The sequence below is a fragment of the Muricauda brasiliensis genome, assembly GCF_003057865.1.
Taxonomy (GTDB): domain Bacteria; phylum Bacteroidota; class Bacteroidia; order Flavobacteriales; family Flavobacteriaceae; genus Flagellimonas; species Flagellimonas chongwuensis.
Genome location: NZ_QBTW01000016.1, coordinates 80,478 through 104,872, shown reverse-complemented (window position 1 = coordinate 104,872; position 24,395 = coordinate 80,478). Strand labels below are relative to the sequence as shown.

Sequence of the window (24,395 nt, the reverse complement as noted above, 5' to 3'; positions counted from 1 at the left end):
ATTTTTTATTTAATTATTGATTTCCTCCACCAGGGCCACAATTCGTCAGAACTGTTTTTTTAGATATAGTACAAGTACTGCCATCGGACAATGTTATATAAGCATAAATCCATAGATCATAATTGCTCCAATTATTTGTAGGAAGATATAATGCCTGCGGTATCGTATAATTACCATTGGGGTTATTTGTGCTGCCGAACGATACATGATTATAGGGTCCAATGGTATATTCCCAGTCAACCGATACCACATTGTTAGCGCAATGTAAATAGGCAAGGAAATCAATACATCCTTCTACATGCGAAATACCCAAACAAGATTGATCAGGACAGCTAATACTCGGAACACGCCTGAAAGACTGTATGTCAGAGCATTCAAGGGAGCCATTGGTCCCGTATGCTTTTATACTTCCCCCATTAAAGTTAGAAGCAAATTGGAAAGTAGCAGAATTGCCGGAACTACTTATCAGTGTGATAGCCCCACTCTCAACGGTCCATGTAACCGTAGGATTTGAAATATTTGAGGAATAAGTAAAGGAATATTGATTTCCAGCTTGTGGGGTAGTAGTCCCTAATATATCACATGTGGTCTTAGCTGTAGTAGAAGATGAAGATTTGTTATTTAAACCTTCCCCACTCGTAATAACCGAACTATCCACCTCTAAAGTTTCAAGATTTTGATTTTCAAAAGCAGGGGTTTCCTCCTTTGCACATGAACTTAATGCAAGCACAACACAGCTCACATAAAACATTTTGACGATTGATGTTTTGATAAAATTTTTCATAAAAAATGGTTAATGGTTAAACTTACTTTAAATGTAAGATTTTTTTTATTAATTTTTTTAAGGAAATAAAAAACGCGCTCCCACATGTGCAGGAGCGCGCCTCAACTAACCAACTAATCCAACCATCATGAAACACCTATAGTTGGTGTTCTAATGCCTTATGCAATTTCTATCAATCTTTTTGGTTTTGGCAATGCCTCTTGCTTTTTGGGCAAGGTCAATTTCAAAACTCCATCCTCGTACTTAGCGTCGATTTTGGAACCGTCTACTGTCTCTGGCAATGTAAAGGCTCTTTTAAATGAAGAATATGAGAATTCCTTTCTTGTATAATTATCATTGCTTTCTTCATTCTCGGATTTTATTTCACTGGAAATGGTCAGGACATCATTGTCGATTTCAACTTTGAAATCATCTTTTTTCATACCAGGAACGGCAAGTTCCAATTCAAATCCTTCGGTATTGTCCTTTATGTTTACGGCAGGAATGGAAGTATTCCACTTCTCTGTTCCACCGAACCAATCTGGACTTACAAAATCGTTCATCAAGGATGGAAAAAACAGGTTATTTCTTTTTACTATACTCATGGCGATTCAATTTTTAGTTAAACATTCAAATCACCATGTATAAGACAAAACCTATACCAATAGAAAAAACATGTCTACTTGACATGAATCAAACAAAATTAACTGTCATTTTGACGTTAATTATAGTATGCCTTGAAGATATTTATAAGCACATGGGGCGGAACAATATTGTCTGGGTAGCGGTGCATCACCTCCAACACTTGAGTTATAGCAGATGGAGGCAAACCCATTTTCAAGCCAATATTATAAAGTGTATCAATCTCCTTTTTATGTTGTTCCTGATCTATGTTCATCAACAACATAAGTCTATGGAACTGTACAATGCGTTCTGCTTGGGTTTTTAATCGAATTTTGGGAGATTTTTGTTTGAGGAGACCATCGAGAACATCTTTATCTATCTCCAGACTATGGGCTACTTTCAGTAAAAAATCATATTCCGATTGTTTCAGGGAATGATCTACCCTGGCAAAGGCGATCATCTCGGAGAGAATGCTCAGTTTTTCCTCGTAACTACCCATAAATTATGGTTTTGGTTAGCAATCTTAAATAGATAACTCCAAAACAGCTCATTTTAGTACACAAAAAAGCCCTGAAATTCAGGGCTTTTTCTAACTAACTCAAACAATTCCCGTTTATTAAGCGGTAATTCGTACTGGGATTTCGTAAACTCTACCGGGAGCAACATTGTCCAATTGCACTTTTTTATAGTTCAATCGGCTTTTTACGAAACCTTCCAAAACTTCATCTTTGGTCTCTACAGAAAGTACGATCAATTCACCTTTTTCGTTAACGATGAACTTCACTTCTGCTGTCAACTCATTCTGGTCGGCATTAAATTGATTGTCCTTCAACATTTCATAAATCTGACCGGAAAGGTTGTTGTCGTTTGTAGCTTTCTTTCCTTTTGTTGCAAAAGCACTCATAGTTGCAAAAAATGCCAACGCTACTGTAATCGTTTTAAATTTTCTCATGATTTTTGTTTTTTGATTAAAATTGATGATTAACAATGTGTCAATATTCAGGGTTGATTAAGCTCCCTTTTTAATGACACCTCAAAAATAAGACGATAAAAAAACATAATTGTTACACTCTTTAACGATTTAACAAATGTTTAATGTAGGTGCCACTGTAACAATATCACTAAATGAACCCTTTTCTTTATAAAGAATTCAAAGGATGGCAAGGAACACATTCAATACGTAGGGAATATTGTTAACAGTCTAGAAAAGCACTAAAATTTATCACGGAAGATTGCGGAACAAAAAAAGGGCAACGTTAAAAAAACATTGCCCTTTGTGTATTCTTTATGCGGCTGAACTAGCTCAAAACTTCCTCTACCTTATCTGCTGCTTCTTTAAACTGTACAGCTGAATGTACCGCCAAACCTGAGTTATCGATAATTTCCTTCGCCAACTCGGCATTGGTTCCTTGCAATCTTACAATAATTGGCACTTGGATGGCATCGCCCATGTTTTTATAAGCGTCCACAACACCTTGGGCCACACGATCGCAACGAACGATACCTCCGAAGATGTTGATAAGGATTGCTTTTACATTTGGATCTTTAAGGATAATACGGAAGGCCTCTTCTACCCTTTTCGCATCAGCAGTACCTCCTACGTCCAAAAAGTTGGCTGGTTCACCACCTGCCATTTTTATCAAGTCCATAGTGGCCATCGCCAAACCGGCGCCGTTCACCATACACCCTACGTTTCCATCCAAATCAACATAATTAAGACCAACTTCACGAGCTTCAACCTCGATTGGATTTTCTTCACGAAGGTCACGCATCTCTGCATAAGCCTTTCTTCTGTAAAGTGCGTTATCGTCTATGGTCACCTTGGCATCAACTGCCATAATTTTATCATCCGAAGTCTTCAACACCGGGTTGATTTCAAAAAGACTGGAATCACTCTCAACATACGCTTTGTACAAAGACATCACGAACTTCACCATCTCTTTGAACGCTGTTCCTGAAAGTCCAAGGTTAAAAGCAATCCTTCTGGCTTGGAAAGGCAATAGGCCCAATCCCGGATCTACCTCCTCTGTAAAGATCAAGTGTGGGGTTTTTTCCGCTACTTCCTCAATATCCATACCTCCTTCGGTAGAATACATGATCATGTTTTTTCCCGTACCTCTATTTAGAAGAACTGACATATAAAATTCGCTGGTTTCACTATCACCTGGATAATACACATCCTCGGCCACCAAAACCTGGTGCACTTTTTTACCTTCGGCAGATGTTTGCGGGGTAACCAAGTTCATTCCTATAATGTTACCTGCCAATTCTTCTACTTCCTTCAAGTTTTTGGCAAGTTTTACACCACCGCCCTTACCACGGCCACCAGCATGCACTTGTGCTTTGATTACATGCCATCCGGTTCCGGTTTCTTCAGTAAGCTGTTTTGCGGCATCTACCGCTTCCTTGGCGTTGTGGGCAACTATCCCTCTCTGGATTCTAACTCCAAAACTCGCTAAAATCTCTTTTCCTTGATATTCGTGAAGATTCATCTGTGAATTTACTTTTGTTTGAAGACAAAAATAGAAAACACCGCTGACAAATTGAAGATGTTAAATGATTAATTAAAGATAAGCACCTATAAATTGCATCTTTTGTTCCATGGAATCACTACAACTTAAAATCTTGGAAGTCCAAAGGGTCAAAATTTTTGAAATGCCCGTTCATTTCAATTACTTCTTTGGTTCGGTTCACCTTGTTGAGCACATGTGTCGTTGTCTCTAGATGGGCTTTGATAAAATTCAAGCGGTCCGTCTCTTTGGTCATCAGCAATAATTCATATTCTTGCTCAAAGGAAAGCCCCATTTTATGAGCAAGCGAATAACTGTTGAATTGCTTTGGAGATGTTTTGGCAAAGGGTACGTCCATAATATCATACAGCTCTTCCACTTTTTGAAGCACCTCATCCCTTAAGTTTTCGTCGGCATCGTTCTCGACATCCAAAAACTCGACCTCACCGCCACCATAAAGCTTACCTTCCATCTGCTTTTCAAAGCTCAGCACCTTAAAAACTTGACGCGCTACGCAAACGACATCCATTTCACCTGTATCATAAGTATTCACCACCTCCACCAATTGTACCTCGGTGCCATAAGAAATAGAATTGTTGATATAAACCGGCACACCAAACGTCATGGCCTCCTTTCTACAATCGTTTATCAATTGTTTGTAACGGTCTTCAAAAATATGTAGCGGCACCGTTTCTCCTGGATAAAATACCGACTGTAATGGAAATAAGGGTAGTTTCATTGTTGCGATTTGCCTAAAAATACACAGGAAAACCTAAAACCGCAACTCCGAAAAAACCATCATTGTTTTAAATCAAACAACTTGTTATATTTTGATAAAAATGTTTTATTTCTTGCGTGTATAAGCAACAAGATATAGTTTTGCTCAAAATACCGTACAATATGAATTCTAAGGACTTACTTCAGCTTACTGAGCAATTTGGTGCACCGCTATATGTTTATGATGCCGATAAGATTACATCGCAATATAAAAAACTCACCAATGCTTTTAAGGGCGTACCAAGTCTAAAGCTGAACTATGCAGCCAAGGCCTTGTCGAACGTTAGCATCTTACGATTGTTGAACAGCCTTGGAAGTGGTCTCGATACGGTATCCATACAAGAAGTAAAATTGGGACTTTTGGCCGGTTTTAAGCCTGAATCTATCATTTTTACGCCTAATGGAGTTTCTTTAGAAGAAATCGAGGAGGCAGCAGCGCTTGGGGTTCAAGTGAATATTGACAACCTTTCTATTTTGGAACAGTTTGGAAGTAAGCATCCTGACATCCCCGTTTGTATCCGAATCAATCCACACGTGATGGCGGGAGGAAACTCCAACATTTCTGTGGGGCATATCGATTCCAAGTTCGGCATCAGCGTACATCAAATTCCACACTTATTGCGTATTGTGGAGTTGACAAATATGAACATCAACGGAATACACATGCATACCGGAAGCGATATTTTGGACATTGATGTATTCCTGTATGCTTCGGAAATCCTTTTTGAAACAGCCAAAAACTTCAAAGACTTGGAATTCATCGACTTTGGCAGCGGTTTTAAAGTTCCATATAAAGAAGGTGATATACAGACCAATGTGGATGAGTTGGGCAAAAAATTGACCAAAAGATTCAATGAGTTCTGCAAGGAATATGGCAGAGAACTGACCCTAGCTTTTGAACCGGGGAAATTCTTGGTTAGTGAAGCTGGCTTCTTTTTGGCCAAAGTAAACGTTGTAAAGCAAACCACCTCTACCGTTTTTGCCAGTATCGATTCAGGTTTCAACCATTTGATTCGCCCCATGTTGTACGGATCTACTCATCAAATTGTAAATATTTCCAATCCAAAAGGCAGAGAGCGTTATTACTCCGTAGTGGGGTACATTTGTGAAACGGATACCTTTGGAAGCAACCGCAGAATCAATGAGATATCCGAAGGCGATATCCTTTGCTTTAAAAATGCAGGTGCCTATTGTTTCACCATGGCAAGCAACTACAACTCCAGATACAGGCCCGCGGAAGTACTTTGGTATCAAGGCAAAGCACATTTGATTAGAAAAAGGGAAACCTTTGATGATATCTTGAACAATCAAGTTGACGTGAAGGAACTTTTTGAACCATCAAAAAAGCAAACTGTAAAGTAGGTACAAAGTCATACAAGACTGTTAAAGACAATACTTTTTTGGCACAATTTTCGTTAGTTTTGTATTGATACGACGACGATTACGTCAAAAAACCAAGACTATGCGCTCAATTTTTACCCAAATCAGCTTACTTTTTCTAGTATTCACTAGCGTTAGTGTTCAAGCCCAAGATATTAATTGGATATCCTGGGAAGAGGCCGTTGAACTTTCCAAAACGGACACCAAGCCCAAGAAAATCTTTGTAGATGTTTATACGGACTGGTGTGGATGGTGCAAAAAAATGGACCAAAACACCTTTCAGAACCCTGAGGTTTCCAAATACATGCAGGACAACTTCTATATGGTAAAAATGGATGCCGAAGGAAAAGACCCAATTGAATACCAAGGCAAAACATTCAAATACATACCTTCTGGAAGAAGAGGCTACCATGAGCTTGCAGCGGCACTATTACAGGGAAAAATGAGCTATCCGACGGTTGTTTTCTTGGATGAATCCCTAAATATGTTGTCTCCAGTTCCCGGTTATCAACAGGTGGAACCTTTTATGCAGATTGCCAAATACTTTGGCGACAACATTTACAAGGATAAAGATTGGCAAAGCTACGCTGGGAAATAAAATTCCCCAGCAAGCTACCTACCTGATATTTTATCTACTATAATTAGGACTTTCTTTGGTGATGGTCACGTTATGCGGGTGACTTTCGTGAATTCCGCTTGATGTTATCTTCACAAATTGCGCATTGTTTTTCAAGGTCTCAATATCCTTGGCTCCACAATACCCCATACCTGCGCGCAATCCTCCAATAAATTGGTGCATACTTTCCACCAACTCACCTTTGTAAGGCACACGCCCAACAATACCTTCGGGAACCAATTTTTTGATATCGTCCTCAACATCTTGGAAGTAACGGTCCTTACTACCTTGCTTCATGGCCTCAACAGAACCCATTCCACGGTAGGATTTGAACTTACGACCTTCATAAATAATGGTCTCTCCTGGAGATTCTTTGGTTCCGGCCAGTAACGACCCCAACATTACGGTGTCGGCACCAGCGGCCAAGGCTTTTGGAATATCCCCGGTATAACGGATTCCTCCATCTGCAATAACAGGAACTCCCGTACCCTTTAATGCGGCAGAAACCTCCAAAACTGCGGAAAACTGCGGAAAACCAACACCTGCTACCACTCGGGTGGTACAGATGGAACCTGGACCAATACCAACTTTTACTGCATCGGCTCCTGCTTCTGCCAAATACTTGGCCGCTTCGGCAGTGGCAATATTACCTACCACAACTTCCAATTCCGGAAAGGATTTCTTGACCTCTTTTAAGATACTGACAACACCTTTGGTGTGTCCGTGGGCGGTATCAATAATGATGGCATCCACACCTGATTTCACCAACGCTCCAGCGCGATCAACAGCATCAGCAGTAACACCAATGGCAGCAGCTACGCGCAAACGACCATACTGGTCTTTGTTAGCTATAGGTTTTTGGGTAAGCTTGGTAATATCCCTAAACGTAATCAATCCGATAAGTTCCTCCTTATCGTTGACCACGGGCAATTTTTCGATTTTATTTTCTTGGAGGATGACCTCGGCTTGTTGAAGAGATGTTCCTTCGCCCACAGTGACCAAATTTTCCGATGTCATTACTTCGGATATCGGTCTGTCATCATTCTTTTCAAAACGAAGGTCCCGATTGGTTACGATTCCGATAAGCTTTTTATTGTCATCAACAATGGGAATACCCCCGATACTGTGCTCTTTCATGCTCGCTTTGGCATCGCGCACAAAAGAATTGAGAGGAAGCGTCACGGGATCCATGATCATGCCACTCTCGGCACGCTTCACTTTTCTTACTTTGAGCGCTTGTTGCTCAATAGTCATATTTTTATGAAGGACCCCAATACCCCCTTCTCTTGCCATGGCTATAGCCATGCGGGATTCCGTTACCGTATCCATGGCCGCAGAAACAATGGGCACGTTTATGGTAATGTTTTTGGTGAATTTTGATTGAATATTTACTTCGCGGGGAAGTACTTCGGAGTATGCCGGCACAAGAAGAACGTCATCATACGTTAGACCTTCTCCAACAATTTTGTTCTGGTGAGCTTCCATTGCAATTACGGATTAATTGCGTGCAAATATACCACTAATTTATTGGATAACCTCACCTCGTTCGGATTACGTTATTGGAAGCTTTCAGAATTTTCTTCAATTATTTAGAATCATTCTATATAATTGTTATCTTTAGGGTTCAAATCTTTTTTATGTGCAGATTTTTGAATGTAATGAACCGGTCGAAAAATGGTGTATTGACTTTCTGTGACCACACCAAATTATTTCAATTACTATACAACAACCTTTGTTTTGAGCTGTATGAGTGGGAGCTCGACGCTTTAAGGGAATATATTGAGCAGTTGGATATACCCTATTGGGAAAAACACTTGAAAAATTGGAGCCATCAACGTAAAATTCCCATCTCCGTGGGCAAAAAACATTTCATCATCTTGGTAAATAAGGAGGAAGTCAGTGAACTACTAAGCCTACTGTGTTTTGAAAAGCAAGGCGTAGCATTATTAAGTCACGATGAAATCGACTATCAATTCATCGAGAACTGATACCTGATATTTTGAATTTATTCGGAAACAGACATTGCCAAAGCACCAAAATTGCCGAGCCCGTATAGGTAACTGTCATCAAAATTCCGGAAAAAATAACGATGTACCTAAACCAGCTTACCCCAGACCACATCACATAGATACCACCGAAGGTCAGGATAATAGAAAGAAATGGTTCTAATGTCAAAAATAGCTTTAGTTTTTTGGGAGCTTTTGTAAGCCAAACCAATCCACCCAAAAGAAAAAATATGAGAGACATTGAGAGTACATGCGTGTGAACCACAGTTAACATTTCCCGATTTCCTTTTTTAAATTTCATCACCTCGGCATCTTCATCCTCTTCATTGCCCAAGTAATTTTCTTCAATGCCAACCGGGGTGGTAGACTCGGTTTCTTGGATAAAAAGCAATCCCGTGAAATAACCTACGGATAAAACAAATACGAATGTTGCTATAAAAAAACGTAGTTCTTTAGGGAAGCTGGGCAAAAGACCGTTATATCTCATAATGATGAATGATTGGAAGCATCAAAGATATCAATTTAGACTCAATCTAAATAAATAGCGAAGGATTTAAATCGATTAAGGAATCAATGATACACGGAAAACAACTCAGTGGCTTTGTTGTATGCCGCTTCAAAAACCATCCAGTTAACACCTGAATCTGCCTTTTCTGTAGTAAAGTAGGACAGCATTTTCTCTGTGGGCATGTTGCCGGTCAGCTCGTCTTTCGCCATGGGACAACCACCAAAACCTTGCACTGCTCCATCAAAACGGCGGCAACCGGCCTTGTACGCCGCATCCACCTTTTCGTGCCACTTAACGGGCGTAGTGTGCAAATGGGCACCGAACTCTATTTCTGGGTATTTCGGAATCAGATTGCTGAACAAATAATCGATTACTTCTGGTGTTGAGCTTCCAATGGTATCGGACAAGGATAGGATTTTAGTCCCCATATCTGCCAATTTCTCCGTCCACTCCCCTACTATCTCCACATTCCATGGATCACCATATGGATTTCCGAATCCCATGGAAATGTAGGTGACCACCTCCTTGTTGTTTGCGTCTGCTAGTTCCAAGATTCCCTTTAGCGTTTCCACCGATTGGTCTATCGTCTTGTGTGTGTTCCGCATCTGAAAGTTTTCGGAAATGGAGAATGGAAAACCCAGATAATCTATAGCTTCGTGTTCACAGGCATCTTGAGCGCCTCGTACATTGGCCACAATGGCCAAAAGTTTACTTCGGGTGCGGGACAAATCCAACTTTGCCAAAACCTCAGCGGTATCCTGCATTTGCGGTATGGCCTTGGGAGATACAAAACTTCCGAAATCGATGGTATCAAAACCACAGCCCAAAAGCGATTGAATATACTTCACCTTTTCATCCGTAGGAATAAAGGTTTTGATACCCTGCATGGCATCCCTTGGACATTCTATGAGTTTTACTTTTTGCATAGTCTCCCGTAAAAATAGCACTTATTTCTCCGACAGAAACAGATAAAGAGCAATCCCCACAAAAACAACTATCTGCACCCATTTTAAATAGAATCCTGTTTTTTGATGACGCGAAAGATACTTGGTGATTTTACCCGCCAAAACTGCAATTGTACCGAAAACAATGAATGCGGAAAGCATAAAAAGTAATCCCAAAATGTAAAATTGAACTACAGTACTTAGACTCTCACTGAACAAAAAACCAGGAAAAAATGCCAAAAAGAAGATGGTAACCTTAGGATTAAGCACATTCATGGTGAAACCGGTCCAAAAAAGTTTTCTTGGTGATTTGGTAGTTCTGTTTTTGTCATCCAGAAGAATGGAGGCATCACTACGATAAACTTGATAAGCCAAGTACAATAAATATATGGCACCAAATAATTTGATGGCAAAAAACAAAACATCACTTTGTTTAATGATTTCAGACACCCCAAAAGCCAAAAGTGTGGTATGCACCAAACAACCGGAGACCAATCCAAATACGGTGGCCAGGCCGGATTTTGTTCCGTTACTGATACTTTGGGTAAGCACAAAAATATTATCAGGTCCCGGTGAAATGGCTAAAACCAAGGAAGACACCAAAAATGCAATCAATACGGGTGAATTGATGGTTTCCAGAAATATTAGCAAACCGTACATACTACCTTAAGTCATTTTTTCCAAAATGGCCTTGTTGATTTTTTTGACAAGTGCCGGTCCCTCGTATATAAAACCGGTATACAGCTGCACCAAATCCGCACCTGCCTCCAATTTTTCGAGCGCATCAGCTTCGGAGTGTATACCGCCGACACCTATAATCGGGAATGCCTTTCTGCTGTTATCAGCCAAAAATCGGATTACCTCGGTACTCCTATTGGTCAATGGTTTTCCACTTAAACCGCCAGCTTCCTCAGATAAGGTCAAATGCGATTTTAAGTCATTTCGTGCAATTGTGGTATTTGTTGCTATTACCCCTTCGATTTTTGTATCGGCTACAATTTCGATGATGTCCAATAGTTGGTCGTCCGTTAAATCAGGGGCAATCTTCAATAATATCGGTTTTTCTTTCTTGGACGCGTTCTTGGCCATTTTTTTATTATGACTCTTCAACTTTTTGAGCAATTTGGTAAGTGGCTCCCTATCCTGCAGTTCTCTCAAACCTGGTGTGTTGGGCGAGCTTACGTTTACCACAAAATAGTCCACATGCTCGAACAAGGCCTCAAAACAGATGAGATAATCCTTTAAGGCATCCTCATTGGGCGTAACCTTGTTTTTACCAATATTACCTCCCACGATTACGCGATGACTTTTCTTCAACTGCTCAACAGCCTCAAAAACCCCCTTATTGTTGAACCCCATCCTATTGATAATGGCCTTATCATCCTTTAATCGGAACAACCGTTTTTTGGGGTTGCCCGGTTGTGGTTTTGGGGTTACCGTACCTATTTCAACAAATCCAAATCCAAAATCCGAAAACTCGTTGTACAGTTTGGCATCTTTATCAAAACCAGCGGCCAATCCCACCGGATTCTTAAACCTCATGCCAAATACTTCCCGTTCCAATCTTGGGTCATCAACAACAAAAATCTTTCGGAAAATACTGCCCAAACCCAATCTTGAAAAAAACTTTATAGCCCTAAAAGTAAAGTGGTGCACGGCTTCTGGGTCAAACAAAAAAAGTACCGGACGAATAAGGATTTTGTACATTCAGAATGGATTTTGGACAAAAATAAAAACTCTTAAAACAGTTCTTAACATTTCGGTCAATTTTCGTCAACAGACCTATTTACATAGATGGGGCGCAGGGTCATTTGGTTGCACAGCTTCAAATACCTATCATATTGTGTTTGAGTGAAACTTTCCAGCAGTCTTTTATCCATCATATGGACATTTTTTGCCATGCTATCAATAAAGGATTGGTACTTTTTGGACACTTCAATCAGAACTTCGGGCGAGCTGTCCTCATTTTGTTTCATTAGGTACTCTGCCCGTTCCTTAAAAATATCGTTCCTGATTTTTAATTCGGCACTCCAATTTTTCAAGTCCTTCTTTTGCTCTTCCGTGAGTTCAAAAACTTTGGTAATGGTCTCGTTATCCCTACCGCCAACGCCTAAAATGCAATCCATTTGGGAGGTTCCATAAAACCCAGAAATCAAAAAAAGAAAATATACTAGCGGTTTCAAGTGAAGTTGAATTTAATCGTTTGCGAAAGATACTTATTAATGCTCTTGATTTGCAAAATTACGTCTGAATAAGCATTATTTTTGATGAAATTCAACACCGACCATGGAAAAGTTATTGTCCCGATTTTTAGATTACGTAACCACTGACACACAAAGCGACCCCTATTCCAAGACCACTCCAAGTACAGAAAAACAATGGGACCTTGCGAAGAAATTAGTGATGGAATTGCATCAAATCGGTATGCAGGAGGTCTCCATTGACGAGAACGCCTACATTATGGCAACCTTACCCAGTAATACTGAAAAGAAAGTGCCAACCATTGGGTTTGTTTCACATTTTGATACCTCCCCGGATTTTTCGGGCAGAAATGTAAAGCCACAGATCATTGAAAATTATGACGGAAAAGATATTGTGCTCAATAAACTGAACAACATTGTGCTCTCTCCCGACTATTTTGAAGATTTAAAGGCCTACGAAGGACAAACCATTATTACTACAGATGGTACAACCCTACTGGGGGCCGATGACAAAGCAGGTATTGCCGAAATTATTACCGCCATGGAATACTTGATTCAACATCCTGAGATCAAACATGGAAAAATTAGGATTGCCTTTACTCCCGATGAAGAAATTGGACGAGGCGCCCACAAATTCGATGTGGAAAAATTTGGCGCCGAATGGGCCTACACCATGGATGGCAGCCAAGTGGGCGAGCTGGAATACGAAAACTTCAATGCGGCCAAAGCCAAGATTACCTTTACCGGAAAAAGTGTGCACCCCGGCTATGCAAAGAACAAAATGGTAAATGCCATTGGGATTGCCAACGACTATTTAACCCATTTGCCTCCGAGCGAAGTACCCGAGCACACTACAGGCAGGGAAGGTTTTTTCCATGTGCATAAAATAAAGGGCGAAATAGAAAAGGCGGAAATAGATTTGATTATCCGTGACCACGATGCCGTGCATTTTCAGGCAAGAAAAGACCTTTTAATCGACATCAAGGACAAACTCAACAAAAAATATGGAGAGTTCATCAGCCTGACCATTGAGGATCAGTATAAGAATATGAGAGAGAAGGTGGAACCAGTCTTTCATATTGTAGAAATAGCGGAAGAAGCCATGAAATCTCTCCAAATAGAACCCATTATTAAACCTATCCGTGGCGGGACCGATGGCTCCCAACTCAGTTTTATGGGGCTACCCTGCCCCAACATCTTTGCCGGTGGGCACAATTTCCATGGCAAATACGAGTATGTTCCCTTGGAAAGCATGGAAAAAGCTGTGCTGGTTATCGCCAAAATTTGCGAACTTACCGCTAGTCAAATCAGATAGTTGTGGATAAAATCGAAAAACTGGAGTCTTTTTACGAAAGCGAGCATCCGTTTAAGGGCGGCATTGCTCTACTGCGAGAGATTGCCCTAAAAACAGAAGCCGTAGAGGACTTTAAATGGAGTATACCTGTTTATACATTGGATGGCAAAAATGTATTTGGCATTGGAAAGTTCAAGAGCTATTTCGGTGTTTGGTTTTTTAACGGGGTATATCTAAAGGATCCGCAAGACGTACTAGAAAATGCACAAGAAGGCAAAACCAAAGGTATGCGCCATTGGAAGTTCCACAATTGGGAAGAAATTAACCAAAAGGATGTACTGGCCTATATGAATGAAGCTTTGGAAAATCAAAAAAAGGGATTGGAAGTGCAAGCCGAGAAGACCAAGAAAGTTACCATTCCCCAATTATTACAAGCTGAATTGGACCAAAATCGCGAACTAAGGACAGCTTTTGAAAAATTTACTCCCTACAAACAAAAAGAATTCTGCGAGTACATTGCCGAGGCTAAACAGGAGAAAACCAAACTGCGCAGATTGGAAAAAATACTTCCCATGATTAAAGTGGGTGTTGGGTTGAATGATACTTATCGCTAAAATCATAGGCTTACATCTATAATTCGCTTATATTGAGTGTAAATTTGCATCATCAATCAAAAATCATCAATGAAAATCTTATCTAGCGGCGAATACTATGGTAACAAAAACTCGGAGTTACGCCATGACGGAATAACGCTTTCAAAATACAGTTACACCGGAATACAAACGGATTGGCACTATCATGAAAACCCTTATTTTATGTACGTACTGCAGGGCAACATGAAGGATTGTAACAAAAAAGCGACCACTTTATGCCCTACCGGCAGCTTAATGTTCAATAATTGGCAGGAAACCCATTACGGGTCCAAACACTCTACCAACGCAGCTGGCTTTCATCTGGAATTTGAGAAATCATGGCTGCAAAAACATGATATTACCTTCACTGTTCTGGAAGGAAGTAAATTGGTACAGCACCCCGAAGTACATTTTCTGTTCGCAAAATTGTATCGGGAACTTAGCATGATGGACAACTACAGCGAACTTACTATTCAATCCATCTTGATTCAAATATGTGATTCCCTCAAAACCGAGCAATCGGTCGAATCAAAGAAACGGCCCGAATGGGTTGATGGACTAAAAGAGTTACTTCATTTTGATGAAAACACCCTGAGCTTGGAATACCTATCGCAACAGTTAGGTGTTCATCCCGTGCATATTTCAAGGGCAGCTTCAAAATATCTAAATGCCAGCCTAGGAGAATACATTAGGCAATGCAAATTAAAAGCTGCCATTCCATTGTTAATACAGTCCAATTATTCGCTTACAGAAATCGCATACCAGTCAGGTTTTTCAGACCAGAGTCATTTTAACCGCGTTTTCAAATCACATTTCAACATGACTCCAAAAGCCTATAGAGGTAGGTTGAAGACTAAGCTCTGATGTTAATTTTATACAAGTTTTGGAATAATCGGGGCGGTACATTTGTCTTCAAAATATCAATATAATGCTTAAACAATGGATTCTATCAACAGCGCTGCTTTGCAATATGCTGTTGAGCTGCGCACAGGGAAAGGAACATTCCTACTCAGGCGAATGGATTGGACATCTACCGGAAAAAACTAGTTTCAATTTTAAAGTTTCGCTGGAAAAACTACGAGACAACAGTTACAACTTGATCATTGCTAACGAAGATATTCTGATTGACAAGGAAATAGTATCGCAAAGTCACGATAATGTGGCTTTCACTGTTGGCGAAGGACTCTTTTTTGATCTAAAGTATGAAGATAATGAAACAGAACTGACCGGATTTCTGAAGACTGGAAGGTTTTTGTATCATGTAATCTTAAAAAAAGCTGACGACGATACTTATAAAGGAACATGGAACCCTTTTATGTTCAACGATGGACTACAGAGCTCCGACATTATGTTGTACATGGAAGAAACCGATAATGGCCTAGCGGGCTATCCATTTTTTGGCGACCAACGATTTAGAGGAGCATGGTCAAGCAATTTTGAACAAAATGGCAACTTGCTCACCTTCAAGGATAGTAATACAGGGTTTAATTTTAGGGCCAATCTACAGGGAGATCATATTGACTTGGATATCCTTTTGAGTCAGTCTGTGTTAACCTCTACCCGTTTAACGTATACTGATGATGGGTGGGAATACTTCTCCGAACCTAGGGCCGAGCCACAGAGCACCAACACCCCTCCATTATTAAAAGATGGTTGGGAAGTGGCTAACAGTAATGAATACGGTATTGACCAAGGTAAGCTTGCGGAGCTGATAAATGCATCCAATACCGGTGAGTTGATAAATATGCACAGTATCCTTATAGCCAAAAACAATAACCTGGTGTTCGAAAGTTATTTTGGAGGCTATAATGCCCATATTCCTCACGATTTGCGATCCGCATCGAAAAGTATTTCTTCTGCCATAATAGGGATTGCTATCGATGATGGTCTCATCAAAAGTGCAGAAGAAAAATTGTACGATTTTATACCTGAGGCATATAAATATACCAAAGATTCCCTGAAGGCCAACATAACGTTACAGCACCTGCTTACCATGAGCTCCGGGCTGGATGTAAACAATAAAGCTGCGGAGGATTACTACCAGAACCCCAACAATTCCGATAATTGGTTAAAAACTGTCCTAGAGGCACCGATGGTACGCGCTCCAGGCACTTACTTGGACTACGGTTCCGCAAACCCGTTTTTATTGGGCATTTGTTTGAGTGAACATTTAAAAACTCCTCTGGAGACCTATATGGACGAAAAGCTATTTGAGCCATTGGGCATTACAAACTACATCAACCAGACAGATGACACCCAACAGAGACCTTATTTTGGAGGTGGTATGCTGTTGACTTCCCGTGACCTGCTCAAGTTTGGTCAATTGTACCTCAATAAAGGAACTTGGAATGGAAAACGTATTATTTCCGAAAGTTGGGTAAAGGAATCCTTTAAAAAGTATGGTCGTTTACAGGACACCAAGGATAAAAATGAATATGGTTATCTATGGTGGCACGACACCTATGAGATAAACGGTAAAGAAATCAAATCTATTGAAGCCAGAGGTGCGGGCGGACAGTTTATTTTTATCCTTCCCGATTTGGGTACAGTAGTTGTAATCACTGCGGGCAACTTTAGGAACGGTAAAGGGAATCAATCCAGGGATGTTCTCAAAACACATATCTTACCTGCATTGATACAATAGACCTATATACATTTGTCCACCAGTGGGCAAATCTTAGAAATGTATATCCCCTTCGCGATAGCTTTATTGGAAAAAAAGCACATACCAAAATGAATCCGTCAACTGAAAAGGGGATTGGTTAATCTTAACTGCAGGTTTAACCTTGAAGCCACATTTAACTATTCATTCACAGCTATTTACAGTCAAAATACATTCTTTTGTTTTATGACTAAATTTTCACTGACCCTTATTTTTACTGGCTGTCTTTTGTTTTCTGTCAAAAGTAAAGCCCAAGAAAACTACCTGAACTACCATTCCAAAGTAATTGAGTGTGAACAGCTGATTGCTGAAGGAAAATACTCTTCTGCGATTGATACATTTGATTCTCTATTTAAACAGTTTGATTTCTCGTTTTTAAGAGACATCAAAGTCGCTACTGAGCTCAGTGCATATCAAAATGATTATCAATCAGGATTACAGTTCACCAGACTGGGAATCAAAGCTGGTTGGACACTGAAAAGCATAAAAAAAAATGACAATTTACAGTCATTAAAAAAATCTTCGGAATGGTCAAAGCTTTTATCCGAATATGATTCCCTCCACCAAACCTACTTATCGGGACTAAATCCTCAGCTCAAAGAACAAGTCCATGAAATGTTCAAAAAGGACCAGAAAAAAGCACTTGGGGCATTGTTCAGAATTGGACAAAAAGCCAAAAGGAGGTATTCAGAAAAAAAATTTGCCCCTCATAGCGAGCAACAGTTAGAACAACTGGAGCAAATTTTAAAAGAGTATGGTTATCCAGGTGAACGACTTACAGGAAACAACCTATGGGGCTCCGTGATTTTAAGTCATCATAATTCAATATCCATAAATTACAATTCGAAAGATACCATCTACGCTCATTTAAGGCCAAAATTATTAGCTGCACTGAAACAAGGTGAAATATCACCGTACGAATTAGCCCAAATTGAAGATTGGCGAACTGCAGCTTTAACTAACCATGAATCAACATCCTATGGATTTCTTGGAGTCATTCCGAATGATGCAGCTTTGGAAACAACAAATAACAATAGAAATGTTATCGGATTACGAACCATCTCCCTTAGAAATGATTTAATTGATATTGAAAATAAAACTGGAATGAACCTACACCTACCCAAAGGGTGGCAAAATGGAAAAATAACAGTTGCCACAGACGCAGAACGGTAAGTCGAGCTCCGTCAGTCACTGTTAATTTCAACTAAAAATCTGTCTTTTAGCCCATCTTCGGGAACTTCCATCCATTATGGTATTGCTTGGATATTAGAGCATCAGCCTCCGAATGGTTAAACTTATGGTTTTCCGCATCCCAGAATAAGCGTTCTCCTGTTTTGTAGGCAATATTCCCCATATGGCTCACCACCGCGGCATCATAACCGATTTTTATCGGGGCTTTCAAGATTGATTTGTCCCTCGACTTTACTGCTTCCAAAAAGTTTTGTGTATGCAATCCCAAACCTTGGCCAACACCCTGCTGTAACGGTACAGCTTCTATTTTTGGCCCCAAATCTTGACTCCAATGTGGACGATCATGTTCCGGGATTACCTCCCAGCCACCTCGGTCGAGTACTAGAGTTCCATTATTCCCGATAAAAGCAATACCATGGTTACGCCCGTAATTGCCACCGTCAATTCCAGTAGCATGCTCCCACAAAAGGGAAAAATCACCAAAATCGTAAATGGTTTGTAAAGTATCAGGAGTTTCGGCCGCATCTTTGGGGTAGGCAAACTTACCACCCATGGCCATCACAGATTTGGGTGTGGAAGCCTTCATTCCAAAAAGAGCGTAATCAATCAAGTGTACGCCCCAATCCGTCATTAATCCTCCTGCATAGTCCCAAAACCATCTAAAATTAAAGTGAAACCTGTTTGGGTTGAAGGGTCTGTTCTCCGCAGGTCCCAACCACATATCATAATCCACACCAGCAGGTACAGGGCCATTGGGCTCCACGGGAACGGATGACATCCACCCTTGGTACGCCCATGTTTTCACCAATCTTATTTGTCCCAGCTTACCGGAATGCACATAGTTGATGGCATCTACAAAATGGGGCTCGCTGCGTTGCCATTGCCCTATCTGCACCATTCTGTCGCTTGCATTTACCTTGGCGAGCATGGCATCGCTCTCGGCCACGGAATTGGCTATGGGCTTTTCACAATATACATCCTTACCTGCATCGATGGCATCCGTAAGTTGTAGGCAATGCCAGTGGTCCGGCGTTCCAATAATCGCGATATGAATATCCTTATCTTCCAACAGTTTTCGATAATCAGAATACCATTTAGGCTTTTTGATTCCTCCTTTTTCCAGCTCGGCAGTTTTTTCGCGAAGCACATTTTCATCCACATCGCAAAGGGCTACAACTTCCACCTCGCTGTTCTGCAGCATGGAACTCAAATCGGAAAAACCCATTCCTTTACAACCAATAAGGCCAACCTGAATTTTATCATTTGGACTGATGGTTTTTCTAATCGATGCCAACAACTCGGTTGGCAATACCATTGATGCTCCCATGGCTGCCGCGCCCAAACTGCTTTGCTTTACAAACTGTCTTCTGGTTCCCATACTTTTCAAAATTTGGAATAAGATACAAAAAAAACGTCCCTCGAAATGTAATTCCTAAGGGACGCTCTTGGTGTAAGATATACTGTTTTCGCTTACTTTTTTTCAGCTGGAGGATTTAATTTTTTGCTCATTTCCATGGAAATGGCGGAGCGGTCGAATTTTAATCGGCCTGCCATGGTCTCGATGACACAGGAAAAATCCTTGTCGTTCAATTCCACAATCTTACCGTGCAAACCACTCTTGGTAATAATCTTGTCTCCTTTTTTTAATTCGGAAGCGAATTTTTTCTCATCCTTCTGACGTTTGATTTGCGGGCGAATCATAAAAAAATACGCCACGGCAAAAATCAATATCAGCGGTAAAAACTGCTGTAAGTTTTCCATTTAGGTCTTTTAAATTATTTTACAGGACCAGCTGGTGTAGCTTCTGGTGCTTGTACAAATGCTTTGATTCTTACGATTTCAGAACCTTTGGCGGTGTTTGCTGTTACCGTAATGGTTTTTGTCACCTGGTTTTGACCAGAACCGTTGAATTTCACTAACAATTCACCTTTTTCACCCGGTGCAATAGGCTCCTTTGGAGGGTTTGGCACTGTACAACCACAGCTACTTTTAGCATCTGTAATGATCAATGGAGCATCACCTGTATTGGTGAAAGTAAATACAGTTTCTTGAGGAGTTCCTCTTTGAATCGTACCGAAATCGTGCTCCGTTTTTTCAAACGTCATTACAGGAACTTTTTTGTCGGCCTCATCTCTGCTAACAGCGCTCTCCACATTGTCGGCAACGATTTTTTCCGATGCTTTGTCCTTACATGATACACTGGTTAGGGCAACCACTGCTATCAAACTAAAAATTGTTGTTATTCTTTTCATGATTAAAATTTGTTTTCCCAAAATTAAGGAATTATTGTTTATTGTAGACCTCTACCTATTTTTTGGAGTCTTCCGTCCGATTTGTACTCTTTTGCCAACTTATCCAACACCCCGTTTATAAATATACTGCTCTTAGGTGTGGAATACTCTTTGGCAATTTCCAAGTACTCGTTCAAAGTTACTTTTTCTGGAATGGACGGGAAGTTAAGCAACTCGCATATTGCCATTTTAAGGATAATGGAGTCGATCTCAGCAATACGGTCGTTGTCCCAATTTGGGGTTTTCCCCTCAATTTCTTTCTCCCATTTACCATCGTTAAGAAGTGTTTTGGTCAAAAGATCATTGGCAAAATCCAAATCCTGTTGATCCTTGAGCAATGCAGGTAAAAAGAAACGGTCTCCAGAATCTGGCTTGGCTTTTTTAAGGCGTTTGACCAAAAAAGTATTTACAATAGGGAAATCATCGACCCACGTAAGCTTATCATCCTCGAAGTAATCGTAGATTTTCTCATTGGGAGCTATAATCTCTTTGAACAGTTGTAGTACCACATCACGGTCATCAGTATAATCATCGGCCCCGTTCAGCATATATTGCTTATAAATATCACTGCCCATGATTTCCTTGTAGATGATCTTTACATATTCATCGTTCAAGTACCAATTGTCCAGTTTACGCTTGGAGAGTTCATTCTTCAACGCCTCGTTATTGACCAGTTGCAAAAGCAATCGGTTTTTTATAAATTTTTCTGGATTGGGATATTTATCTTCTTCGGTGGCCACGTATTTTTTGGAAGCGTGGCTCACATGTTTTTCGGCCAAACGATGCAGTTCTGCCAAAAGGCTTAAAATCAAAAGATATAGAACGTACATATTTTCTATACTCACTCTTAAGAACTTTTCCTGCTTTTGAAGCGAATCGTCCTTGGATTGCACCAATGCATAAATACATTGCATTACTTTTACCCTAATGTGCCTTCTGGTTAACATGTTTAAAGAACTTTTAAAGTCATTATTTGGCTTTCACACTGCAAAAGTAATCTTATATTTGATTCTTACCTACCAAAGTTACTTTCTTATCAGTTTTATAACATTTACTTTGTGAGGTATGGTATATATTTGCGGGATTGTCTGCTTACATCGAAGCTAAAAAACCACCTTTCTCCCTCTTATGAAAGAACTGAAGCACTTAAATAAATATTTTAAGAAATATTGGCTTAAACTGCTATTGGGCATATTGATTACCATAATTGCACGGATTTTTTCCCTTGTAATGCCCTCTTACGTGAACAAATCCATCCAGGCCGTGGAGGATTTTATGTCGGATGTGATTACGTTGTCCGATGCCAAAGGATTACTGCTCCAGTACATTTTGATTATTGTCGGAGCAGCTTTTTTATCAGGATTGTTCACTTTTCTGATGCGCCAGACCATTATAAATGTATCCCGGTATATTGAATATGACCTCAAAAATGAGGTGTTCGACCATTACCAGCTCCTCAGTCTTAATTTTTACAAGAAAAACCGAATCGGGGATTTAATGAACCGAATCAGCGAGGACATCAACCAGGTGCGATTGTACGGTGGACCTGCCATTATGTACGGTATACAGACCTTGACCCTTTTTGTCTGCTTGATTCCCCTAATGTTCATAAAAGCTCCCACTCTTGCGGCCTACACCCTGCTCCCGTTACCCATCTTATCTGTTTTGATTTATCAAATCAGCAAGATAATCCACAAAAGGAGCACCAAGGTGCAGGAATTTCTATCCACCCTTTCCACGTTTACCCAAGAATCCTTTTCGGGAATTTCTGTAATCAAAGCATACAGTATTGAGCCTCGTATCAATAATGAACTACGCGATTTGGCCCAAGAGGGAAAAGATACCAGTATGGCCTTGGCCAAAGTAAATGCATGGTTCTTTCCTTTGATGATACTACTGATCGGGGTGAGCAACCTGTTCGTTATATATATTGGAGGTCGCCAATACATCAATGGGGAAATTGAAACCATTGGAATCATTGCAGAATTTATATTATATGTGAATATGCTCACATGGCCCGTGGCCATTGTAGGATGGCTTACATCCATTGTACAACGGGCGGAAGCTTCACAAAAACGAATCAACGAATTTTTGAAAGAGGAACCCTCCATCCAAAACATGGTAAAGGAGCCTACCCCTATCAAAGGCGATATCGAATTCAAGAATGTGACTTTCACCTACGAGGATACCAATATCACGGCCCTCAAAAATGTTTCGTTCTCGGTAAAAGCAGGACAGACCGTAGCCATTTTAGGAAAAACAGGTTCCGGAAAATCGACCATATTGGATTTGGTGGCACGTTTATACGACACCTCTTCAGGTGAGGTACTGATTGATGGTGTACCCGTTCAAAATCTAAATTTGGACAGTTTACGAAGTTCTATCGGTGCCGTACCGCAAGATGCTTTTCTATTCTCGGACACTATTGAGAACAATATCCGTTTTGGTAATGAGAACGCCACCCATGATGAAATTGTAGCGGTCGCAAAAAAAGCAGTCGTCCATAAGAACATCGAAGGCTTTGCCAAAAAATACAACACTATTTTGGGTGAACGCGGGATTACGTTGAGTGGAGGGCAAAAACAGCGTGTCTCCATTGCCCGGGCATTGCTCAAAGACCCAAAAATCTATTTGTTCGATGATTCCCTTTCGGCCGTGGATACCGAAACAGAGGAAGAAATTCTCAATAATTTGAAAAAAGTTTCAAAAAGCAAGACCACATTGATTGTGAGCCATAGAGTATCGTCTGCAAAGAACGCCGATAAAATTATCGTATTGGACAATGGAAGTATCATACAAGAAGGCACACATGAAGAACTGAATAATACTGATGGGTATTATAAAGACCTTTACATTAATCAGCTTTCGGGCAAAGAATCATAAAAAAGTTGCTGAATTAGCTTTTTTTTTACATTTTTGGTAACGTAATTCAACATAGTACTAAATACACTATACCATATGGGCCAGAAAGATACAATGGATCAGGAAGAGATTTATTCGAAAGTCTTAAGAGCAGGAAGAAGAACCTACTTTTTTGACGTCAGAAGCACCAAGGCCGGAGACTATTACCTTACCATAACAGAGAGTAAAAAATTTACTCACGACGATGGTTCTTTCCACTACAAAAAGCACAAAATTTACTTGTACAAAGAAGATTTTAGCGCTTTCCGTGAGATTATGGAAGAGATGATGGACTACATCATTGACGAAAAAGGGAGCGAGGTCATCTCCGAAAGACATCAAAAAGATTTTAAAAAGGAAGATGAAGAAGAAACTTTCAGTGAGAATGGAACTGCCACCGGAAGCAACTTTACCGATGTGAGTTTCGACGACATCTAAAAAATAATTCCTTTAATAATAAAAAACGACCTGTATTTTGCAGGTCGTTTTTTATTTTTACATAGCGTTTCCGCAACAAAAAATACAGAACAATGGCTAGGACACCCAGCAACATGCTACCCTTGGGCACCAAGGCTCCGAATTTTGAACTCTTGGATACCGTTTCCGGTACATCCATATCGTTGAACAATGCAAAAGGAGAGAAAGGCACGGTTATAATGTTCATATGCAACCACTGCCCATTTGTAATCCATGTAAACCCGCTGATTGTTGAACTGGCCAAGGAGTATCAAAAAAAAGGCATTGCCTTTGTAGCCATCTCAAGCAACGATGTGGAAAACTATCCGCAAGACTCGCCAGACCTCATGAAACAAAAAGCAAAGGAAGAAGGGTATACATTTCCATATTTATATGATGAAACCCAAGAGGTCGCCAAAGACTACGATGCAGCCTGTACACCGGATATTTATCTTTTTGATTCCCAGCTAACCTTAGTTTATAGAGGACAACTTGATGGCTCCAGACCCGGAAACGATGTTCCGCTCACCGGAACCGATCTCAAAAAAGCAATGGACGCTATTCTGCAGGGAAAAGAGGTCGACCAAGGCCAAAAACCGAGCTTGGGCTGTAACATCAAATGGAAAAACACCTAACTAT

At 40.3% G+C, this 24,395-nt stretch carries 27 protein-coding genes; 11 read left to right on the top strand and 16 right to left on the bottom strand.

Features of this window, described 5'->3' with window-relative positions; translation table 11 throughout:
- Nucleotides 1-13 precede the first annotated feature (13 nt).
- From DCK90_RS12520 to DCK90_RS12495, 6 genes are all read right to left on the bottom strand, one after another.
- Entirely contained in the window at nt 14-784 is a 771-nt protein-coding gene (locus DCK90_RS12520; RefSeq protein WP_108246561.1) for a hypothetical protein, read from the bottom strand.
- Nucleotides 785-942: 158 nt separating this feature from the next.
- Nucleotides 943-1,368: an Hsp20/alpha crystallin family protein gene (locus tag DCK90_RS12515; RefSeq protein WP_108246560.1), complete on the bottom strand. Its 426-nt coding sequence runs from the start codon at nt 1,366-1,368 to the stop codon at nt 943-945.
- A gap of 116 nt (nt 1,369-1,484) precedes the next feature.
- Nucleotides 1,485-1,886: a hypothetical protein gene (locus DCK90_RS12510; protein ID WP_108246559.1), complete on the bottom strand. Its 402-nt coding sequence runs from the start codon at nt 1,884-1,886 to the stop codon at nt 1,485-1,487.
- A gap of 117 nt (nt 1,887-2,003) precedes the next feature.
- Nucleotides 2,004-2,339 (bottom strand): hypothetical protein, encoded by a 336-nt coding sequence (locus DCK90_RS12505; protein WP_108246558.1) that lies wholly within the window; start codon nt 2,337-2,339, stop codon nt 2,004-2,006.
- Nucleotides 2,340-2,685: 346 nt separating this feature from the next.
- Nucleotides 2,686-3,879, bottom strand: a complete 1,194-nt coding sequence (gene sucC / locus DCK90_RS12500; protein WP_108246557.1) for an ADP-forming succinate--CoA ligase subunit beta — start codon at nt 3,877-3,879, stop codon at nt 2,686-2,688.
- 118 nt (nt 3,880-3,997) lie between these two features.
- Nucleotides 3,998-4,636, bottom strand: coding sequence for an LON peptidase substrate-binding domain-containing protein (locus tag DCK90_RS12495; RefSeq protein ID WP_108246556.1), 639 nt, complete (start codon nt 4,634-4,636; stop codon nt 3,998-4,000).
- A 161-nt stretch (nt 4,637-4,797) separates the two neighbouring features.
- Here DCK90_RS12495 and lysA point away from each other — a divergent pair, with 161 nt between their 5' ends.
- A complete protein-coding gene (lysA, locus tag DCK90_RS12490) occupies nt 4,798-6,036 on the top strand; it encodes a diaminopimelate decarboxylase (RefSeq protein ID WP_108246555.1) in 1,239 nt (412 codons plus the stop codon).
- A 100-nt stretch (nt 6,037-6,136) separates the two neighbouring features.
- Complete coding sequence (locus DCK90_RS12485; protein WP_108246554.1) at nt 6,137-6,652, top strand: thioredoxin family protein; 516 nt, start codon at nt 6,137-6,139, stop codon at nt 6,650-6,652.
- Between the two features lie 30 nt (nt 6,653-6,682).
- Here the strand turns inward: DCK90_RS12485 and guaB are convergent, their stop codons facing one another.
- On the bottom strand, nt 6,683-8,155 hold the full coding sequence (guaB, locus tag DCK90_RS12480) for an IMP dehydrogenase (RefSeq protein ID WP_108246553.1): 1,473 nt from the start codon (nt 8,153-8,155) through the stop codon (nt 6,683-6,685).
- A 152-nt stretch (nt 8,156-8,307) separates the two neighbouring features.
- Between guaB and DCK90_RS12475 the strand changes: the two genes are divergently transcribed.
- Complete coding sequence (locus DCK90_RS12475) at nt 8,308-8,658, top strand: DUF6686 family protein (RefSeq protein WP_108246752.1); 351 nt, start codon at nt 8,308-8,310, stop codon at nt 8,656-8,658.
- Here DCK90_RS12475 and DCK90_RS12470 read toward each other — a convergent pair.
- The 5 genes from DCK90_RS12470 to DCK90_RS12450 form a co-directional block, all read right to left on the bottom strand.
- Entirely contained in the window at nt 8,645-9,163 is a 519-nt protein-coding gene (locus tag DCK90_RS12470; protein ID WP_108246552.1) for a hypothetical protein, read from the bottom strand. The two genes, DCK90_RS12475 and DCK90_RS12470, sit on opposite strands and share 14 nt — an antisense overlap.
- 83 nt (nt 9,164-9,246) lie before the next feature.
- Nucleotides 9,247-10,110 (bottom strand): hydroxymethylglutaryl-CoA lyase, encoded by an 864-nt coding sequence (locus DCK90_RS12465; RefSeq protein WP_108246551.1) that lies wholly within the window; start codon nt 10,108-10,110, stop codon nt 9,247-9,249.
- Between the two features lie 21 nt (nt 10,111-10,131).
- Nucleotides 10,132-10,788 (bottom strand): LysE family translocator, encoded by a 657-nt coding sequence (locus tag DCK90_RS12460; RefSeq protein WP_108246550.1) that lies wholly within the window; start codon nt 10,786-10,788, stop codon nt 10,132-10,134.
- Between the two features lie 6 nt (nt 10,789-10,794).
- On the bottom strand, nt 10,795-11,835 hold the full coding sequence (locus tag DCK90_RS12455; protein WP_108246549.1) for a quinone-dependent dihydroorotate dehydrogenase: 1,041 nt from the start codon (nt 11,833-11,835) through the stop codon (nt 10,795-10,797).
- 56 nt (nt 11,836-11,891) lie between these two features.
- On the bottom strand, nt 11,892-12,254 hold the full coding sequence (locus DCK90_RS12450; RefSeq protein WP_159075832.1) for a hypothetical protein: 363 nt from the start codon (nt 12,252-12,254) through the stop codon (nt 11,892-11,894).
- A 160-nt stretch (nt 12,255-12,414) separates the two neighbouring features.
- Between DCK90_RS12450 and pepT the strand changes: the two genes are divergently transcribed.
- From pepT to DCK90_RS12425, 5 genes are all read left to right on the top strand, one after another.
- On the top strand, nt 12,415-13,644 hold the full coding sequence (gene pepT, locus DCK90_RS12445; RefSeq protein ID WP_108246547.1) for a peptidase T: 1,230 nt from the start codon (nt 12,415-12,417) through the stop codon (nt 13,642-13,644).
- A gap of 2 nt (nt 13,645-13,646) precedes the next feature.
- Nucleotides 13,647-14,237 carry a YdeI/OmpD-associated family protein gene (locus DCK90_RS12440; RefSeq protein ID WP_108246546.1) on the top strand — a complete coding sequence of 197 codons (591 nt, stop codon included), beginning with the start codon at nt 13,647-13,649 and terminating at the stop codon, nt 14,235-14,237.
- Between the two features lie 69 nt (nt 14,238-14,306).
- Complete coding sequence (locus tag DCK90_RS12435; protein ID WP_108246545.1) at nt 14,307-15,119, top strand: helix-turn-helix transcriptional regulator; 813 nt, start codon at nt 14,307-14,309, stop codon at nt 15,117-15,119.
- Nucleotides 15,120-15,183: 64 nt separating this feature from the next.
- Nucleotides 15,184-16,899 (top strand): serine hydrolase domain-containing protein, encoded by a 1,716-nt coding sequence (locus DCK90_RS12430; protein WP_108246544.1) that lies wholly within the window; start codon nt 15,184-15,186, stop codon nt 16,897-16,899.
- Nucleotides 16,900-17,103: 204 nt separating this feature from the next.
- Nucleotides 17,104-18,090, top strand: a complete 987-nt coding sequence (locus DCK90_RS12425) for a hypothetical protein (protein ID WP_108246543.1) — start codon at nt 17,104-17,106, stop codon at nt 18,088-18,090.
- Nucleotides 18,091-18,136: 46 nt separating this feature from the next.
- Here the strand turns inward: DCK90_RS12425 and DCK90_RS12420 are convergent, their stop codons facing one another.
- From DCK90_RS12420 to nusB, 4 genes are all read right to left on the bottom strand, one after another.
- Nucleotides 18,137-19,486, bottom strand: coding sequence for a Gfo/Idh/MocA family protein (locus DCK90_RS12420; protein ID WP_108246542.1), 1,350 nt, complete (start codon nt 19,484-19,486; stop codon nt 18,137-18,139).
- Between the two features lie 92 nt (nt 19,487-19,578).
- Complete coding sequence (gene yajC / locus DCK90_RS12415) at nt 19,579-19,869, bottom strand: preprotein translocase subunit YajC (RefSeq protein ID WP_108246541.1); 291 nt, start codon at nt 19,867-19,869, stop codon at nt 19,579-19,581.
- 14 nt (nt 19,870-19,883) lie between these two features.
- Nucleotides 19,884-20,360 carry a DUF1573 domain-containing protein gene (locus DCK90_RS12410; protein WP_108246540.1) on the bottom strand — a complete coding sequence of 159 codons (477 nt, stop codon included), beginning with the start codon at nt 20,358-20,360 and terminating at the stop codon, nt 19,884-19,886.
- Between the two features lie 38 nt (nt 20,361-20,398).
- Nucleotides 20,399-21,346 carry a transcription antitermination factor NusB gene (nusB, locus tag DCK90_RS12405; RefSeq protein WP_108246539.1) on the bottom strand — a complete coding sequence of 316 codons (948 nt, stop codon included), beginning with the start codon at nt 21,344-21,346 and terminating at the stop codon, nt 20,399-20,401.
- 181 nt (nt 21,347-21,527) lie between these two features.
- On the opposite strand from nusB, the gene DCK90_RS12400 reads away from it, so the two are divergent.
- The 3 genes from DCK90_RS12400 (at nt 21,528) to DCK90_RS12390 (ending at nt 24,391) form a co-directional block, all read left to right on the top strand.
- Entirely contained in the window at nt 21,528-23,282 is a 1,755-nt protein-coding gene (locus DCK90_RS12400) for an ABC transporter ATP-binding protein (RefSeq protein WP_108246538.1), read from the top strand.
- A gap of 75 nt (nt 23,283-23,357) precedes the next feature.
- A complete protein-coding gene (locus tag DCK90_RS12395; protein ID WP_108246537.1) occupies nt 23,358-23,738 on the top strand; it encodes a PUR family DNA/RNA-binding protein in 381 nt (126 codons plus the stop codon).
- Nucleotides 23,739-23,830: 92 nt separating this feature from the next.
- Nucleotides 23,831-24,391, top strand: a complete 561-nt coding sequence (locus DCK90_RS12390; protein WP_108246536.1) for a thioredoxin family protein — start codon at nt 23,831-23,833, stop codon at nt 24,389-24,391.
- The last annotated feature ends 4 nt before the right edge of the window (nt 24,392-24,395 follow it).

Bases quoted from the DNA above. Each gene is read 5' to 3' on its own strand.
- DCK90_RS12520 (WP_108246561.1), bottom strand. From the start codon at position 784: ATGAAAAATTTTATCAAAACATCAATCGTCAAAATGTTTTATGTGAGC.
- DCK90_RS12515 (WP_108246560.1), bottom strand. From the start codon at position 1,368: ATGAGTATAGTAAAAAGAAATAACCTGTTTTTTCCATCCTTGATGAAC.
- DCK90_RS12510 (WP_108246559.1), bottom strand. From the start codon at position 1,886: ATGGGTAGTTACGAGGAAAAACTGAGCATTCTCTCCGAGATGATCGCC.
- DCK90_RS12505 (WP_108246558.1), bottom strand. From the start codon at position 2,339: ATGAGAAAATTTAAAACGATTACAGTAGCGTTGGCATTTTTTGCAACT.
- sucC (WP_108246557.1), bottom strand. From the start codon at position 3,879: ATGAATCTTCACGAATATCAAGGAAAAGAGATTTTAGCGAGTTTTGGA.
- DCK90_RS12495 (WP_108246556.1), bottom strand. From the start codon at position 4,636: ATGAAACTACCCTTATTTCCATTACAGTCGGTATTTTATCCAGGAGAA.
- lysA (WP_108246555.1), top strand. From the start codon at position 4,798: ATGAATTCTAAGGACTTACTTCAGCTTACTGAGCAATTTGGTGCACCG.
- DCK90_RS12485 (WP_108246554.1), top strand. From the start codon at position 6,137: ATGCGCTCAATTTTTACCCAAATCAGCTTACTTTTTCTAGTATTCACT.
- guaB (WP_108246553.1), bottom strand. From the start codon at position 8,155: ATGGAAGCTCACCAGAACAAAATTGTTGGAGAAGGTCTAACGTATGAT.
- DCK90_RS12475 (WP_108246752.1), top strand. From the start codon at position 8,308: ATGTGCAGATTTTTGAATGTAATGAACCGGTCGAAAAATGGTGTATTG.
- DCK90_RS12470 (WP_108246552.1), bottom strand. From the start codon at position 9,163: ATGAGATATAACGGTCTTTTGCCCAGCTTCCCTAAAGAACTACGTTTT.
- DCK90_RS12465 (WP_108246551.1), bottom strand. From the start codon at position 10,110: ATGCAAAAAGTAAAACTCATAGAATGTCCAAGGGATGCCATGCAGGGT.
- DCK90_RS12460 (WP_108246550.1), bottom strand. From the start codon at position 10,788: ATGTACGGTTTGCTAATATTTCTGGAAACCATCAATTCACCCGTATTG.
- DCK90_RS12455 (WP_108246549.1), bottom strand. From the start codon at position 11,835: ATGTACAAAATCCTTATTCGTCCGGTACTTTTTTTGTTTGACCCAGAA.
- DCK90_RS12450 (WP_159075832.1), bottom strand. From the start codon at position 12,254: ATGGATTGCATTTTAGGCGTTGGCGGTAGGGATAACGAGACCATTACC.
- pepT (WP_108246547.1), top strand. From the start codon at position 12,415: ATGGAAAAGTTATTGTCCCGATTTTTAGATTACGTAACCACTGACACA.
- DCK90_RS12435 (WP_108246545.1), top strand. From the start codon at position 14,307: ATGAAAATCTTATCTAGCGGCGAATACTATGGTAACAAAAACTCGGAG.
- DCK90_RS12430 (WP_108246544.1), top strand. From the start codon at position 15,184: ATGCTTAAACAATGGATTCTATCAACAGCGCTGCTTTGCAATATGCTG.
- DCK90_RS12425 (WP_108246543.1), top strand. From the start codon at position 17,104: ATGACTAAATTTTCACTGACCCTTATTTTTACTGGCTGTCTTTTGTTT.
- DCK90_RS12420 (WP_108246542.1), bottom strand. From the start codon at position 19,486: ATGGGAACCAGAAGACAGTTTGTAAAGCAAAGCAGTTTGGGCGCGGCA.
- yajC (WP_108246541.1), bottom strand. From the start codon at position 19,869: ATGGAAAACTTACAGCAGTTTTTACCGCTGATATTGATTTTTGCCGTG.
- DCK90_RS12410 (WP_108246540.1), bottom strand. From the start codon at position 20,360: ATGAAAAGAATAACAACAATTTTTAGTTTGATAGCAGTGGTTGCCCTA.
- nusB (WP_108246539.1), bottom strand. From the start codon at position 21,346: ATGTTAACCAGAAGGCACATTAGGGTAAAAGTAATGCAATGTATTTAT.
- DCK90_RS12400 (WP_108246538.1), top strand. From the start codon at position 21,528: ATGAAAGAACTGAAGCACTTAAATAAATATTTTAAGAAATATTGGCTT.
- DCK90_RS12395 (WP_108246537.1), top strand. From the start codon at position 23,358: ATGGGCCAGAAAGATACAATGGATCAGGAAGAGATTTATTCGAAAGTC.
- DCK90_RS12390 (WP_108246536.1), top strand. From the start codon at position 23,831: ATGGCTAGGACACCCAGCAACATGCTACCCTTGGGCACCAAGGCTCCG.